This window comes from Amycolatopsis sp. NPDC043889, from assembly GCF_056435645.1.
Map to the genome: position 1 here is coordinate 22,415 of NZ_JBWKEC010000042.1, position 15,424 is coordinate 37,838.

Annotated in this window: 15 protein-coding genes; 8 read left to right on the top strand and 7 right to left on the bottom strand. The window is 68.5% G+C overall.

Annotated features, from left to right (window positions below; translation table 11 throughout):
- Positions 1-48 precede the first annotated feature (48 nt).
- Positions 49-804, bottom strand: a complete 756-nt coding sequence (locus AC0685_RS39955) for a GntR family transcriptional regulator (RefSeq protein WP_005160527.1) — start codon at positions 802-804, stop codon at positions 49-51.
- A 140-nt stretch (positions 805-944) separates the two neighbouring features.
- On the opposite strand from AC0685_RS39955, the gene AC0685_RS39960 reads away from it, so the two are divergent.
- Together AC0685_RS39960 and AC0685_RS39965 are read left to right on the top strand one after the other, a co-directional pair.
- A complete protein-coding gene (locus tag AC0685_RS39960) occupies positions 945-1,988 on the top strand; it encodes an SIS domain-containing protein (RefSeq protein ID WP_126730325.1) in 1,044 nt (347 codons plus the stop codon).
- Entirely contained in the window at positions 1,985-2,959 is a 975-nt protein-coding gene (locus AC0685_RS39965; protein WP_478230252.1) for an N-acetylglucosamine kinase, read from the top strand. The genes AC0685_RS39960 and AC0685_RS39965 overlap by 4 nt, the downstream gene beginning before the upstream one ends.
- Before the next feature lie 84 nt (positions 2,960-3,043).
- On the opposite strand, the gene AC0685_RS39970 is transcribed toward AC0685_RS39965, so the two are convergent.
- Positions 3,044-3,727 (bottom strand): DUF3159 domain-containing protein, encoded by a 684-nt coding sequence (locus AC0685_RS39970; RefSeq protein WP_478230253.1) that lies wholly within the window; start codon positions 3,725-3,727, stop codon positions 3,044-3,046.
- Between the two features lie 273 nt (positions 3,728-4,000).
- On the opposite strand from AC0685_RS39970, the gene AC0685_RS39975 reads away from it, so the two are divergent.
- The 6 genes from AC0685_RS39975 to AC0685_RS40000 all read left to right on the top strand — a co-directional run bounded on the left by AC0685_RS39975 (position 4,001) and on the right by AC0685_RS40000 (position 8,525).
- Positions 4,001-4,840, top strand: coding sequence for an SGNH/GDSL hydrolase family protein (locus AC0685_RS39975; RefSeq protein WP_478230254.1), 840 nt, complete (start codon positions 4,001-4,003; stop codon positions 4,838-4,840).
- A 259-nt stretch (positions 4,841-5,099) separates the two neighbouring features.
- A complete protein-coding gene (locus AC0685_RS39980) occupies positions 5,100-5,816 on the top strand; it encodes an OmpA family protein (RefSeq protein ID WP_478230255.1) in 717 nt (238 codons plus the stop codon).
- Between the two features lie 7 nt (positions 5,817-5,823).
- Positions 5,824-6,264 carry a hypothetical protein gene (locus AC0685_RS39985; protein ID WP_478230256.1) on the top strand — a complete coding sequence of 147 codons (441 nt, stop codon included), beginning with the start codon at positions 5,824-5,826 and terminating at the stop codon, positions 6,262-6,264.
- A 91-nt stretch (positions 6,265-6,355) separates the two neighbouring features.
- Entirely contained in the window at positions 6,356-6,832 is a 477-nt protein-coding gene (locus AC0685_RS39990; protein WP_037335500.1) for a DUF6932 family protein, read from the top strand.
- Complete coding sequence (locus AC0685_RS39995; protein WP_007033450.1) at positions 6,829-7,713, top strand: hypothetical protein; 885 nt, start codon at positions 6,829-6,831, stop codon at positions 7,711-7,713. The genes AC0685_RS39990 and AC0685_RS39995 overlap by 4 nt, the downstream gene beginning before the upstream one ends.
- Positions 7,714-7,874: 161 nt before the next feature.
- Positions 7,875-8,525, top strand: coding sequence for a DUF4190 domain-containing protein (locus tag AC0685_RS40000; protein WP_478230257.1), 651 nt, complete (start codon positions 7,875-7,877; stop codon positions 8,523-8,525).
- A gap of 278 nt (positions 8,526-8,803) precedes the next feature.
- Here AC0685_RS40000 and AC0685_RS40005 read toward each other — a convergent pair whose 3' ends face one another.
- From AC0685_RS40005 to ectA, 5 genes are all read right to left on the bottom strand, one after another.
- Positions 8,804-11,593 carry an AfsR/SARP family transcriptional regulator gene (locus tag AC0685_RS40005; protein ID WP_478230258.1) on the bottom strand — a complete coding sequence of 930 codons (2,790 nt, stop codon included), beginning with the start codon at positions 11,591-11,593 and terminating at the stop codon, positions 8,804-8,806.
- Between the two features lie 633 nt (positions 11,594-12,226).
- Positions 12,227-13,126: an ectoine hydroxylase gene (thpD, locus tag AC0685_RS40010; protein WP_478230259.1), complete on the bottom strand. Its 900-nt coding sequence runs from the start codon at positions 13,124-13,126 to the stop codon at positions 12,227-12,229.
- Between the two features lie 24 nt (positions 13,127-13,150).
- On the bottom strand, positions 13,151-13,540 hold the full coding sequence (locus tag AC0685_RS40015; RefSeq protein WP_007033454.1) for an ectoine synthase: 390 nt from the start codon (positions 13,538-13,540) through the stop codon (positions 13,151-13,153).
- A gap of 44 nt (positions 13,541-13,584) precedes the next feature.
- Positions 13,585-14,835: a diaminobutyrate--2-oxoglutarate transaminase gene (gene ectB, locus AC0685_RS40020; protein WP_478230260.1), complete on the bottom strand. Its 1,251-nt coding sequence runs from the start codon at positions 14,833-14,835 to the stop codon at positions 13,585-13,587.
- 38 nt (positions 14,836-14,873) lie between these two features.
- On the bottom strand, positions 14,874-15,365 hold the full coding sequence (gene ectA, locus AC0685_RS40025; RefSeq protein WP_478230261.1) for a diaminobutyrate acetyltransferase: 492 nt from the start codon (positions 15,363-15,365) through the stop codon (positions 14,874-14,876).
- Between the last annotated feature and the right edge of the window lie 59 nt (positions 15,366-15,424).

Below are 15,424 nucleotides of genomic sequence, written 5' to 3' on the forward strand. Positions count from 1 at the left end.
TCGGCATGAATTCCGGGAAAGCGATCTTTCCCGGAATTACCTGACTCGTCAGGGAAGTAGCGTGGTGACGAATTTGTAACGGTCACCCCGGTAGATCGCGCGCGCGAACTCGACCGGTTTTCCGTCGGTGGCGAAGGAATGCCTCGAAAGGAGCAACATCGGCATTCCGACGTCGGCGCCGAGCATCTCCGCTTCATGCGGCCCGGCGAGGGCGGTCTCGATCGTTTCCTCCGCCCTTTCGAGCTCGACGCCGTAGTGCTCCCTCAGCACGGCGTACAGGGACCCACCTGCGGAAACATGTTTGCGCAAACCGCGGAAGCGGCCGAGCGGGAGATGCGTGGTCTCGAGGGCCATCGGCTGCGAATCAGCCAGCCGGAGACGGCGAAGGCGAAGGATCTTCGCGCCGACACGGATTCCGAGCAGCTTCGCCAGATCGGCTTCGACGGGCAGTTCGTCGATCTCCAGCAGCTTGGACGACGGCTTGAGCCCCTGCTTGCGCATGTCCTCGGTGTAGGACGACAACTGCAGGCGCTGCGCGAGTTTCGGCTCGGCGGCGAAGGTGCCCTTGCCCTGCACACGGTGGAGCCTGCCCTCGGCGGTGAGGTCGGCGAGCGCCTGCCGGACGGTGGTGCGCGAAACGGTGAATTCCCCCGCCAGCGCCCGTTCCGTCGGAATCGGCGAGCCGGGCGGCAACGCGTCGAGCAGATCGAGCAGATGCTGTTTCAGCGCCCAGTACTTGGGTTCGCGCTGCCCGCGCATCCCTGCCGTAGCGCCCGCCTCACTCGCGGTGGTTGTCTCCAACATGACCGACTCCCTAAGCCTTCCCACTCAAACGCGCACCGTCCCCGCTAGGAAACGTACCCTTCACCACAAACGTCCATTCGGGCTAGCATTGGTCTAGACCTACTCGGGGGACGAAGTACGTCCCGGTGGAAGGGAACGAGATGACCGAACAGCGCCCCGGCGAGCACATGGCCGCGGAGATCTCCCAGCAACCCGCCATTCTGGCAGGAATCGTGGAGCGACAGGCCGAAATCGCCGAGGTGGCCGAAGCCATCTCCAAGCGCCCGCCCAGGTTCGCACTCCTCGCCGCCCGGGGCTCCAGCGACCACGCCGCCCTGTATGCGAAGTACCTGATCGAAGTACTCCTCGGTCTCCCCTGCGGTCTCGTCTCACCCTCCACCGCGACTCTGTACGGCGCCCGTCCCGATCTGCGGGACGTTCTCTTCATCACAGTAAGCCAAAGCGGTGGATCCCCGGATCTCATCGAGGTCACCGAAACCGCGCGTCGCCAGGGAGCGCTGACCGTCTCGGTCACCAACACCCCGGAGTCGCCGCTTCGCGCCGCCGCCGAACTCGGCGTCGACATCGGCGCGGGACTGGAAAAGGCGGTGGCCGCCACCAAGACCTACTCGGCCACCTTGCTTTCGCTTTACCTTCTGATCGACGCGGTCCGCGGCGGCAAGGGCGCGGACGCGGAGAAGCTGGGCGAGCTCGCACAGCAGACCCTCGACGGCTCCGAAGAAGGCGTGCAGCGCGCGGTGGACCGCTACCGCTTCGTCGACCGGGTGCTCACCACGGGCCGCGGTTACTCCTACGCCACGGCGCTGGAAGGTTCGTTGAAGCTGGCCGAAACCAGCTACCTCGCGGCCCGCGCGTACAGCGGCGCGGACCTGTTGCACGGTCCGGTCGCCGCGGTCGACGGTGAAACCGCCGTGCTCGCCGTGACGAGCCAGGGACACGGAGTGGGCGCGATGCAGGAGGTCCTCGAAGCCGTCGGCAAACGCGGCGCGGACGTGCTCGCGGTCGGCTCCGCTTCGGCCGACGTGCCCGCGGCGCTGCGGATCGGTGTCGCGCCGTCCGCCGAAGAGGTCGCTCCGATCCTGGAGATCCTGCCCATCCAGCGGATCGCGCTCGGCCTTTCGCTGGCGCGCGGCGGTGACCCGGACAGCCCGCGCGGGCTGCTCAAGGTGACCAAGACCCGGTGACCCACGTCATCGGTGTGGACGCCGGAGGCACGTCGACGCGAGCGATCGCCGTCGACGCCTCCGGCGCCGTCCTCGGTACCGGGCGCGCGGGCGGGGCGAATCCCAATTCCCATCCGCCGTCGAAAGCCGCGGCGCGGATCGCGAGCGCGATCACCGGCGCGCTCGGCGGGCTGGATCCGGCCGCGACCGCGGCGTGCGTCGTCGGCATGGCGGGTGTCAGCAAGCTGAGCGATCCGGCGATCGCGGAGATCTTCGAAGCCGCCTGGAGGGACACGGGAATCAGTCCGGTGCGGACGGTCCCCGATCCCGAGGTCGCCTACGCGTCGGCGACTTCCGCGCCGGACGGTTCGGTGCTCGTGGCGGGCACCGGGTCGATCGCCGGCCGGATCCGCGGCAGGCGCATGGTGTCCACCGTCGGCGGCTACGGCTGGTTGCTCGGTGACGAAGGTTCGGCGTACTGGCTCGGCCGTGAAGCCGTTCGCTCCACTTTGGATGTTCTCGGCCGCGGCGGCGAACCCGGTCCGCTCGCGCGCGCCGTGCTCACCGAAGCGCTCGGACCGTCCGCAGTGGACCCGGCGAGCGACCGGGCGCCGCTGTGGCGCGCGCTCATCACGAGCGCCAACGCCGAAGCGCCGATCCGGCTCGCCAGGTTCGCCCCGTTCGTCAGCGAGGCCTACCGCGAAGGCGATCGGGCGGCGGACGAGATCACCACCCGCGCGGCCACCTTGTTGGTGACGAACGTCATGGCCGCCCGGGATCCCGGGGAGGACACGCCGGTCGTCCTGGTGGGCGGGGTGTTGTCGCCGGAGGGGCCGGTGGGGGCGAAGGTCCGCGCCGAACTCGCCGGCATCGAGGTCCTGACCAGCACCGACGGGGTACTCGGAGCCGCTTGGCTGGCCGCCGTCGACGCCTACGGAGAAGGGGCACCGCGGCCGGTCCCACCCTGGAAAAACACCAAAAACGCGCCCTAAAAGACCAAACCATCGACTCCGGGGCCGAACTCCGGGTACCGTAGGACCCGGCCCCCGGACCCTCCCCCCTCGCCGGGGGCCGCCTTATGTCCTGGGCAGCCCATCGGGCGCGGAATCCGAGGGATCCCCGTTCTCCTCCACCACCCGCAGGCCCGGATGTTCCGGAGGCAGCGTGCGGTACAGCACCCAGCCGCTCACGGCGACCGTCACCGCGACCAGCGGCCAGGACAGCACTGTCCTGGCGATGCCGAGCGCGACCACCTGCCCGCTCCACCACAGCGAGCCGTACACGACGACGCGCAGCGTGTACTGGAGGAAGACCCACACCCAGCTCGCCCGCGAGTACGCGCGCAGCAGCGCGGGATCACGGCGCCATCGGGTCTTCTGCCCGATGACGAGCCCCACCACGACGCCGAGCAACGGCCACCGGACCACGATGCTGGCCGCCCACAGCAGCGCGCTGGCCACATTGGACAGCAGCTGGATGAGGAAGAAGTCTTCGGCGCGGCCGGTGTGCAGGGCGATCAGCGCGGCGGCGATCACCGCGGCGAGGCTCACCACGACCGCGCGGGCCTTGTCGCCGCGCGCGACCCGGTACCCGCCGAGCAGCACCGCCACCCCGATGGCCACCCCGGCGCCCCAGGCGATCGACTGGCCGGCGATCAGCCAGCCGAGGACGAAGGCCGCGGGCGGGATGCTCGCGTCGATGGCGCCTCGCCGCCCGCCGAGGATCTGGGCGAGCGACTCGCGCGAGGGTCGTGAGGTCACCCTTACAGCCTGCCGGATCTATGAGCCCGAACACCCGGGCGGGGAGATGTTCGCCACATACCGTGTCCGGTTTACGCCCTCTTGAGGGGAATCTACGCAGCCCAGGAGTGTACATCCCGGTAATGGAGATGCATGGACGTCCGACAAAATAAGAGACTGTGTCAACGGGCTGAACCACGGGTTTCGGTCAGATGGGATGGCAGGGGCGCTCTCAGCTGTTAGTTGTGGTGTACAAGTACCAACCGGGGGCACACGGACGGAAGGGGACCCAACGTGTACGGATTCGACAGCTACGTGGCGATCGGTGACAGCTTCACCGAAGGACTCAACGACGACTTGCCCGACGGCAGCTTCAGGGGCTGGGCGGACAGGCTCGCGGAGATCCTCGCCGAAGGCAGGCCCGACTTCCAGTACGCGAACCTCGCCCTCCGCGGGAAGATGCTCGACGAGATCCTCGAAGAGCAGCTCCCGATCGCCCTCGCGGTGAAGCCCGACCTGGTCACCCTGTGCGCGGGCGGCAACGACATCATCGTGCCCGGCGCGGACGTGGACGCCGTCGCCGCGCGGCTGGAGGCGGGGGTCGCCAAGCTGCGCGAGGCCGGGATCCCGGTGCTCATCTTCAACGGGCCGGACACCAAGTACCTGTCCGTGATGCACGTCCTGCGGGGGAAGGTCGGCATCTACAACGCGCATCTGTGGGCGATCGCCGACCGGCACGGCGCCAAGATGGTCGACATGTGGGCGATGGCCCCGCTGCACGACCGCCGCGCCTGGAGCGACGACCGGCTGCACTTCACCCCCGAGGCCCACCGGCGGATCGCGCTGCGCGCGGCCGAGGTCCTCGGTGTCCCGGTCGCCGACGACTGGCGTGAGCCGTGGCCGGCGTCCGAGGAGCCGAGCACCTGGATCACTTCGCGCCGTTCGGACCTCGAGTGGACGAAGGTGCACCTGCTGCCGTGGATCCGCCGTCAGCTCAAGGGCGAGTCCATGGGCGACGGCCTGTCCCCGAAGCGCCCCGAGCTCGCGCCGCTGCTCCCGCTGGAGCAGATCGAGTCGACGGGCGTCTCCCTCCCGGCCAAGGACATGCGGGAGATCCACCACCACGCGAGCTGAACCGCGGACCGGTCCTCTTCCCCTAGCGCGTGAAGGCCCCCTTCCTCGGCTGCCCCAAGGGGAAGGGGGCCTTCACGCGCATCAGGGCCATCGATCGATGTCACCCAGAAGGGTCATGTGCCGACCATTCGGGGTCCGGCGGCCGGCCACGGGCCGCACTGACGTCGCAGGCCAGACGGGTGCGCGGCGCCCCGCGGAGAGCGCGGGACGTGCCGGAAGCCGGTTCGCCAACCGGTCGGAGGCGGCTTACAGTCCCTCCATGCCCGGTACCCGCTGGAGCCGCTTGCTGCCTACAGCGCTGCTGGTCACGCTCGCCTTGACGGCGATCACCGTCTGGTCGGCCTCGGACGACATCGAGGCCGAGCTGACCGCGCGCGCCAAGAACGCGCTCGCCGACGTCGGCGTCTCCGGCGGCCAGGTGAGCTTCTCCGGCCGCGACGCGAACCTCACCGGCTTCCCGCCGGACAAGGCCGCGCAGGCGATGGACGCCATCCAGCGGATCGACGGGGTCCGAACGGTCGAGATCTCCGGCGACACCGCCCCGCCCGCCGGCCCGGTGACGACCAGCGGCGAGCCGTCGAGCCAGCCTCCCCCGAGCCCGTCGCCCAGTCCCACGCCGACGTCGGCCAAGCCGGTGGACAAGGCCGGATTCCAGGCCGAGATCGACCGCCTGCTGGCGGCCACGCCCATCACGTTCGAACCGGACACCACCGAACTCACCGCGGACGGTGAACGCGGCGCGCTGGAGATCGCGAAGCTGCTCACGGACGCGCCCCGCGAGCTGAGGTTCCGGATCACCGGGCAGGTCGCGACCGGTTCGGACCGGAAGCTCTCGCTGAACCGGGCGCTGACGGTGGAGCGGCTGCTAGAGCGCAACGGGGTCAAACGCGACCAGGCGTACTCCACCCAGCGCAGGAACTCCGACGGCGCGAACGGCGAGGGCCGCCGCGTCGACATCACGGCAGAACAGAGGTGATGGCCTGATGCTCTGGCTCTTCGGGCAGATCTGGCTCTGGCTGCTCATCTCGTTCGCTCTCGGCTGCGGTGTCACCTGGCTGCTGATGCGCGGCGAACGACGTGAGCGACCGGCCGCGGAACCGGTGGCCCGCGAGCCGGAACGCACGGCACCGGTGCCTGCCGAGCCGGACCCCGAACCCCTGCCCGAGCTGCTCTCCACCGAACGGACGCAGTTCCTCCCGCCCGCGCGGATCCAGGACGACGAGGAGCCGTACGACCAGGAGGCGGAAGGCCACCGCGAGGGCCAGTTGACGCCGGAACCGGTGCGGGGCTACCACCCGGGGCCGCCGGAACCGGCCGCCCGGAACGGCGAGGGCGGCCACGAACCCGAACCCGTCTGGCCGAGCGACGAGGACTGGCCGCCCGCCGGGCACGCGCCCGAGCACCGGCCGGGGCAGGGCGGCTGACACTCGCCTGGTAAATTCGGCTACGCACTGTGAGCGGGACGCCGGGTACGTTTCTTCGATCGGGAGCTCCGGCACACGAAGGAGGCTCCGATTGGCGCTCCCCTATTGGACGCCGCACAACCTGCTGCCTCCTGGCCGCCATCCCGCCGATCTGGCCGACGTCTACGAGCGGCTGGTCTTCGACGCGCCGCACCAGAACGACCGTGAAATCCTGTTCAGCGCGCTGAACAGTTACCTCGGCGTCGCCCGGCGGATCATGCCGACCGGCCGCGCGTGGATCGGCGGCGATCTGACCGCCAGGACCCCGCACGCGCCGCTCGGGCTCGACGTGGTGCTGATCCCGGACGAATGGGGCGCGCTCAAACGGCTCGACGACGCGGGGCGCTCTGCGCTGTACGGGCTGCTGACCTTGCGCGGGGTCATCGTCGGCCAGCCCGCCATGTACCTGGACCAGGTCCAGCCCGTCGGCGGCATGCTCGACGGGTTCCTCTGCCGCCCCGGCGACGAGGAGATCTGGGAGGAAGTGTGGGCATCGGGTGGCAGGGGAATTCCGGAAGTGATCTGGTGAGGAACGAATTCCGGCGTATCGCCGACGAGATCCCCGGCGGCACCTGGCTCGACGACCTCGCCCGAGCGTCGGCGATGGCCGCGTACGCCAAGTTCGAGCGGACGTCGCGTTCGCCGCTGCTTCGCGTTTCCGTGCTCGGCGAGTCGCATCTGGACGCGTACACCTTCTCCGACATCAGCCGCGCGCTGCAGGACGCGACGGCGAAGATCGGGCACATCATCCGCAACCCGTCGGGCGAGGTGACCTTCGTCCAGCCCGCGGACCGGGAGAAGGCCCCGCTGATCCAGCGTGGACAGGCGGGCAACGCGATCTTCTTCGGCTTCCCGGAACCGGCGCTCGACGACGCGCTCATCCACGACGGGATCGAGTCGCTGTCCGAACGCGCGGTCAAGGAACTGTGCGACTTCCTGCCCGCCAACGGTTCCGACGACGGCGCGCTGGACGCGGTGCTGCTGCAGCGCGACACCGTCCGCAACGCGGTCAGCGACATCGTCAACGCGGTCAGCAAACACGCCGGGATCGGCATGGCGCTGACCCCGACCGCGGGCGACGAGCTGACCCGCAGCATGACCACCGAGCAGGCGAGGATCCTTTCCGGGAGCCTGCGCGAGTCACGTGAAGCCGTCGGCTACGAGACGGTCAGCGGCAGGCTGGACGGCGTCCGCACGCGGCGCCGGATCTTCTATCTCGAACGCGAATCGGGCGGCACGATCCAGGGCGCGGTCGCGCCGGATCTGCTCGACGAGATCAAGGAGAACCTGGACCGGCCGGTGACCGCGCGGCTGCGCGTCGTGCGGACCACGACCATCGACGGCCGCCGCGGCCGCCCGGTGCACGAACTGCTGGAGATCACCCCGGAAGTCAGCCTGTTCGATCAGTGATCGGGTTTCCGACATTCGGCGATGCCACAATTCTCGTCAGAAAATATCGGTGACCGCTTGATCATCGTTGAATGATGACTTTTTCCAGCAGGTAACAATTTCGGCCATTGCCCCGAACGATGGGTTAACGTCTTCGGACGGAAGCCTCCGAAAGGGCATGTATGCCGACCGATCCACCTCTCCCGCACCCGCCCGCCACCCGCTACGGCTCTGGGTTCGCCGCGCACGGAACACGGCACCGCAAACCCAAGAACGGCGTGGTCATCGCAGGTTTCCTGGTCGGCATGGCGGCACTCGGGGTCGCCTTCGTCCCGGTCGCCGGGATCGCCGCATGGCCGCTCGCCGTGATCGGATTGATTCTTTCCGTGATCGGTTTGACCAAAATCAAGAAGGGCGAGGCGGACAAGAAGGGAATGGGGATCGCGGGGCTCGCGCTTTCGATCACCGGACTGCTGGCCGCCGGCGGGTTACTGGTCTACACCAGTTTCTTCGCAACCGGCGAGTCGGGGCTGCACGTCCCGGCGGTCGCCGGCGACAAGAACACCGTCGAGTTCGTCGTCAGCGCCTCCGGCGGCGCTACCATCCGGTACGGCTCGCTCAACGACCAGCGGACCGAGACGACCCCGGCCAGCACCGACGAATGGCGCGGCACGGCGTCGTTCAACTCGGGCGACTACCTGCTCACCGTCACCGCGGACACCCGGAACTCGTCGGTCAGCAACCAGATCGCCTGCACGATCCTGGTCAACGGCAAGAAGGTGGCGGAGAACAAGGGCCAGACCATCGCCCTGTGCACGGCGGGCACCGGCTGACCCCACGCGTTTCGTCCTCTGAATGCGGTAGTTGCACACGCAAGGACCGCATTCAGAGGACGAAACGCGGTGGTGCCGCCTGGCGGCCGGCCGGTATCGCCCCCACCTCCACCGGCCGGACCGCCACGAGCCGCTCCTGGCGGCTCTTCAGACGGCCCCGGAACGGGCCCGCCCGAGCGCCGATCACTACCGATGCCCCTCCCCTAGGGCTCGATCGACACTGAATCGGACCCTACGCGCGTGCGCGGCGAGGCCACTAAGAATCCGCTAAGGATCACTCACGGAGTTTCGCCGAGGTCCGTGAGTTCGGCACGGACCAGTGCGGCGAGCTTGGGATTGGCGTCCGCGAGGATTTTCAGCGCGAGCGCGAATTGTTCGCGGGCACCGTCCACATCCGACCCGGACCGCAGCACCCGGCCCAGCGTCAGCCGCAGGACGCCCTCCTGGAGGACGAACCGTCTGCTGATCGTCAGGTCCACGGCTTCCCACACGTACCGCTCGGCCGCCGCGAGTTCGCCGATCCGCATGCTCAATTCGGCCAGGTTGTTCAGCGAGACGACGACGTAGCTTTCGTCGCCGAGGGTCCGGTCGATCTCCAGCGAGGCGACCTGGTGCCCGATCGCCTCGATGAACCGCCCGGCCCGCTTTTCGGCCTCGGCGCAGTTGTTGAGCGCCTGCCCGCGCAATTCGAGATCACCGGTCCGCTCGGTCTCCTCGACCGCCCGCCGCAACGTCCTGATCGCCTCGTCGTGCCGCCCCAGCAGGGTCAGCGCGGAGCCGAGATGGATGTTCGCGGAGTTCATCAGCCGGTCGTCGCCGATCGCGGTCGCGAGTTCGAGCGCGCGTTCGGCGTCGGCGAGGCAGCCTTGCGGCAGCTCGAAGGTGAGGGCGATGGCGCAACGGGAGATCAGCATCCAGCACCGGCCGAGGACGTCGCCGGATCGCTCGGCGGCCTCCAGCCCGATCCCGACCAGCCGCGTCCACTCGTCCAGCAGCGGGTACACCGCTCGATAGGTGTGCGCGACCCTGGCCAGCTGCCAGACGTCGTCGTGGCGTCCGGCGGCGCGGGCGGCTTCGAGGACCTCGATCAGGTTCTCCCATTCCGCGGTGAACCAGTCCTGCGCCTCGTCGAAGGAACCGATCGGCGGCGTCTGCGCGTCGGTCAGCACCCCGGTGAAGTCGAGCGGGTCGACGATCCGCAGCATCTTGCGCCGGGCCCGGTCGGCGACGGCCTGATAGAACCGCACCGAGCGCGACAGGACGGCTTCCCGGTCGGCTTCGTCGAGTTCGTTCTCCGCCAGTTCACGGAGGAACAGGCGGACGAGGTCGTGCGGGACGAAGGAGTCGCGGCCGGTTTCGGCGAGCAGGTTGTGCGCGGCGAGCACCCGCAGATGCCGCCGCGCCTCGGCGACGGTGATCCCGCCGATCGCGGCCGTCAGATGCGAACCGGCCGAAACGCACTGGACCACGCCGAGCCGCAGGAACGTGTCCGCGACCTCGGGCGGCAGCCCCCGGAAGGAGACGTCGAACGCCGCGCGGACGCCGTCGTCCGGGCCCTCGACGTCGAGCGCGGCCAGCCTGGTCCGTTCGTTGCCCAGTTCGTCGACCAGATCCTGCGCTGACCACTGCGTGCTGGCGGCGAGCCGGGCACCCGCGATCCGCAGCGCCAGCGGGAGATAACCGCAGAGCCGGGCGAGCGCGTGGTTGAGGTCGTAGCCGGCGGGCCCGGCGAGTTCCTCGATCAACCGGACGGCGTCGCCGGGCGCGAGGGTGCCGAGCACCCGCAGCTTGGCGGCGTTGGACACGGCGAGCCCGTCGAGCCGGGAGCGGCTGGTCACCAGCGTCATCGACCGCGAACCGGGCGGCAGCAACGGCCGGACCTGCTCGGCGCTTCGGGCGTTGTCGAGGATGACCAGCATCCGGCGTCCGGCGATCATCGAGCGGTAGAGAGCGACGCGTTCGTGGACCTGTTCCGGGACGCCCTCGGCAGGCACGCCGAGCCCGAGCAGGAACTGGGTGAGCAGGTCGGCGGGCTCCAGCGGCGGATGATGCGGGTCGAAACCCCGTAGCGAGGCGAAAAGGATGCCGTCGGGGAAGCGGCGGCCCGCGCGATGCGCCCACCACACCACCAGGCTGCTCTTGCCGATCCCGGCCGTCCCGGTGACCACGCCGACCGCGGTCTCGCCCGCTTCGGCGCGCTCGGCGAGTTCGTCGAGCCAGGCCAGATCGGCCTCGCGTCCGGCGAGGTTCGGCACCGCGGGCGGCAACTGCTGGACGGGCGCCGCCTCGGCCTTCGGTTCCGCGGCGACCTTGACCGGCAGGTCGTCGTTGAGGACGCGTTCATGCAGCCAGCGCAGTTCCGCTCCGGGCTCGACGCCGAGGGTGCGCAGGGTCGCCCGGGACACCGTGCGGTAGAGCTCGAGCGCGTCGCCCCGGCGGCCGGCGTGGTAGAGCGCGCGCATCAGCTGACCGGCCGTGCGCTCGGCGAGCGGGTTCGCGCGGACCAGCGGGCTGAGCTCGACGATCAGTTCCGCGTGCCTGCCCAGTTCGAGGTCCGCGTCGACTCTGGCGCCGTGGACGGCGAGCCGCAGGTCCTCCAGTTCGGGAGCGCGGACCGACCCCGGCACCCCGGCGAGCGCGGGCCCCTGCCAGAGCGCGAGGGCCTCGGTGAGCAGTTCGGCCGCCTTCTCCGGCTCCTCCGCGGAAGCCCGCTCCAGCAGGGATCGGGCGCGGTGGACGTCGATCCGCTCGGGTTCGACGGTGAGCTGGTAGCCGGGCGGCGCGGTGAGGATCCGGGCACCGTGCGGATGATCGCCCTGGATGCCCCGGAGCACGCGCCGCAGATGCGAAACGTTGCCGTGGACGATCGTGCGGGCCGTGGCAGGCGGGTCGTGCCCCCAGAGCGCGTCGATGATCTCGTCGAGCGCGACGACCTTGTTGACCTTCAGCGCCAGCAGCGCGAGCAGACCACGGACGCCCGGGCCGCCGACGGGGACCGGCCGATCGCCGTCGAGGAGGCGCACGGGACCAAGGAGTTGGAAGCGGGCAGGGGAGCCGCTTTCGCCCATGACAAGCCCCCTCCTCCGATCTCTCCCCTTACCGGAGTAGCCAACCTACCGCGCCAAGACGCCGCCAACCAGGACACTCAAGGTCGTGAAGGCCTCCTTCCCTACTTTCAGGGTAGGGAAGGAGGCCTTCACGACCTCGGCGATACGGACAAAGCGCGCTAAGCGGGCGGGTAGTGTCCACTGTGGACTTCGGCTGCCGGGTGACCGGCGCTCACTGCGTGTCCTGAGCCACGCAGCCGCGGCAGGTAGCGCGTGAAGGCCGCCTTCCCACGGCTCAGCCGAGGAAACTCGACCTCCCCAAGTACATGAAGACCCCCTTCATGTACTTCCGGCTCGCGAACAGGCACCAAACACGCATCACCACGAAAAAGAAAAAGGCTCCGTGCCATCAGTCCCGATCTGATGGCACGGAGCCGGGAGATATCCGATTTGGGCCGCCTGGGGGCGCGACCCACACCGGACATCGGCGTCCACGTCCGTCCGGGTGGGCTCACCCCGAGCGAAGAACCCGTTCGGCCGTCGACAACACCTACGTGAGCGAGCCCACTGGCCCGCTCACGTGGCGACAACGTAACAGGGCGCACACCGACGGCTACAAGCACCCCGTCATGGCCTTCGCGACCTGCGGTTTCGTCAGCGCGACAGCGGGGTCGAGTCACGGCCGGCGATGAACGCCGGACGCGGTTCGATCGCGGCGAACGGCTCCCGCAGCGCGTTCTCGACGCTGTTGAACACCAGGAAGATGTTCGATCGCGGGTACGGCGTGATGTTGTTCGACGAACCGTGCATCACATTCGAATCGAACCAGAGCGCCGAACCGGCCTGCCCGGTGAATTGGTCGATTCCGTATTCGGCGGCGAGCGCGGTGATGTCTTCTTCGCTCGGGACGCCGACCCGCTGCTCTTTCAGTGAACTCTTGTAGTTGTTCTCGGGGGTTTCCCCGGCACACTGCACGAAGGTCCGCTGCGAACCCGGCATCACCATCAGCCCGCCGTTGAACGGGTAGTTGTCGGTGAGCGCGATGGAGCAGCTGACCGCGCGAGGTACCGGCATGCCGTCCTCGGCGTGCCAGGTCTCGAAGTCCGAGTGCCAGTAGAACCCGGTGCCCTTGAAGCCGGGCATGTAGTTCACGCGGCTCTGGTGGATGTAGACCTCGGAGCCGAGGATCTGCCGGGCCCGGTCGAGCACGCGCGGGTCGCGGACGAGTTCCGCGATCAGCTCGCTGGTCTCGTGGACGTCGAAGATGGAGCGGACCTCACCGGTCTTGGCCTCGGTGATCACGCGCTCGTCGTCGCGGTGGTCCCCCGACGACATCCTGACGAGTTCCTGCCAGTAGGCCTGGACCTCACCAGGCGACAACAACTGGTCGACGACGGTGAAACCACGCGTTTCGTGGTTCGCGAGCGTGGCCGCGTCCAAGGGACCGTCGGCCTCGGTGCCCCAGACGGTGGGGTGCGTCCTGGGCAGGTGTTCGGGCTTACCCGTGATGCGGGTCGGGTAACTGTCGTCGACTCGGGTGTCGGTCAGCGTCAATGCAGTCGCCTCCTCGAGCGATTTCTAGGGTTCGGTGACGAGCGGGTACACGCCGTTTTCGTCGTGGACCTCACGGCCGGTGATGGGCGGGTTGAACACGCAGACGCACTTGATCTCGGTCTTGGGCCGGACCTGGTGCTTGTCGTGGTCGTTGAGCAGGTACAACGTGCCCGGCTTCAGCTGGAAGACCTCGCCGGTCGCGGTGTTTTCGAGCTCGCCCTCACCGGAGGTGATGAACACCGCTTCGATGTGGTTCGCGTACCAGAAGTCGTTGACCGTCCCGGCGTACAGCGTGGTCTCGTGCACCGAGAAACCGACGCCCTCCTTGGCCAGCACGATGCGCTTGCTGCGCCAGTTCGGGGTCTTGATGTCGGCGTCGGTGTCGGTGACCTCGTCGAGTGTTCTGACAAGCAAAGGAAAACTCCTTCTCGTTCCTGGTCGAGGGCGGTCGGTTCAGGTCAGTTGAGGACGGTGGCGACGGCTTCGTCGATGATCGACAGACCCTTCGTGAGCTCGTCGTCGGTCAGCGTGAGCGGCGGGAGGACCTTCATGACCTCGCCGTCGGGGCCGGAGGTCTCCATCAGCAGCCCGCGCTCGAACGCGGCGGCGCAGACCTTGCCCGCGAGGTCGCCGTCGGCGAACTCGATGCCCCGGGCCAGGCCGCGGCCCTTCGCGAACAGGTTCGCGTCCGGGTACGCCTCGACGATGCCCTGGAAGGCGGCGGCGATGCGCTCACCCTTGGCCTTGGTGGACTTCTCCAGCTCGTCGTCGCTCCAGTAGACGCGCAGCGCCTCGGTCGCGGTGACGAACGCCGGGCTGATACCGCGGAAGGTGCCGTTGTGCTCGCCCGGCTCCCAGACGTCGAGGCCCGGGCGGATCAGCGTCAGCGCCATCGGGATGCCGTAGCCGCCGATGGACTTCGAGAGGCACACGATGTCGGGCTTGATGCCCGCGTCCTCGAAGCTGAAGAACGGGCCGGTGCGGCCGCAGCCCATCTGGACGTCGTCGAGGATCAGCAGGATGCCGTGCTTCTTGCACAGGTCGTCCAGCGCCTTGAGCCACTCGACGCGCGCGGCGTTGATGCCGCCCTCGCCCTGCACGCCCTCGACGATCACGGCGGCGGGCTCGTTCAGGCCGCTGCCGGAGTCTTCGAGCAGCTTCTCGAAGTAGAGGAAGTCCGGGATGGAGCCGTCGAAGTAGTTGTCGTACGGCATCGGGGTGGCGTGCACCAGCGGGACACCCGCGCCGCCGCGCTTCATCGAGTTACCGGTCACCGAGAGGGCGCCCAGCGTCATCCCGTGGAAGGCGTTGGTGAAGTTGATGACCGACTCCTTGCCGGTCACCTTGCGGGCGAGCTTCAGCGCGGCCTCGACCGCGTTCGCGCCACCGGGACCGGGGAAGACGACCTTGTAGTCGAGATCCCGCGGGCGGAGGATCTTCTCCTGGAACGTCTGCAGGAAGTCGCGCTTGGCCACGGTGAACATGTCGAGTGCGTGCGTCACGCCGTCACGCGCGATGTAGTCGATCAGAGCCCGCTTCAGCGCCGGGTTGTTGTGCCCGTAGTTGAGCGCGCCGGCGCCGGCGAAGAAGTCGAGATAGGCCTTGCCGTCTTCGTCGTACAGGTAGCTCCCCTGGGCCCTGTCGAACACGACGGGCCAGCCACGGCTGTAACTGCGTACTTCGGATTCGAGTTCCTCGAAAATGCTCATCACGTTTTCTTTCTCCCTGAGATCCCCGGATTTACGTTCTATTGACTGCTGAGCGGACCGATGCGGTACAGGTCCTCCTGCTCATGCGTTCCTTCCTCGGCCGGGAAATCCGTCGTGGAGAACAGATCCTGGCGTTCCACGGTGGCGTCCCACCGCTTGGCGAACGAGGCGAACAACCGGATCGAAGCCTCGTTGTCCGGCGTGATCGTCGTTTCGAGGTACCGGACGCCCTGGGCGGTCAACTGGCCGAACAGCTCGTCGAGCAGAGCTCCGGCCAGGCCTTTTCCTCGCTGGGACGCGTCGACGGCGACCTGCCAGACGAAGCCGGTGTCCTGCTTCCGGTACCCGATCACGAAGCCGACCGGCGTGCCGTCGACTTTCGCGACGACCGAGGTGTCGGCGAAATCGTGGCACCACAGCAAATAGGCGTAAGGCGTGTTGAGATCCAGCTTCTTGGAATCGCGGGCGATTCTCCAGAGCGCGGCACCGTCTGCCTTGGTCGGATTTTCGATCAAGTGCTTTCCGGACATGTCCAAGAAACGTACCGGAGGATTCGGGCGCGGTCAGATCAGCGCGGCGGCGGCAACGC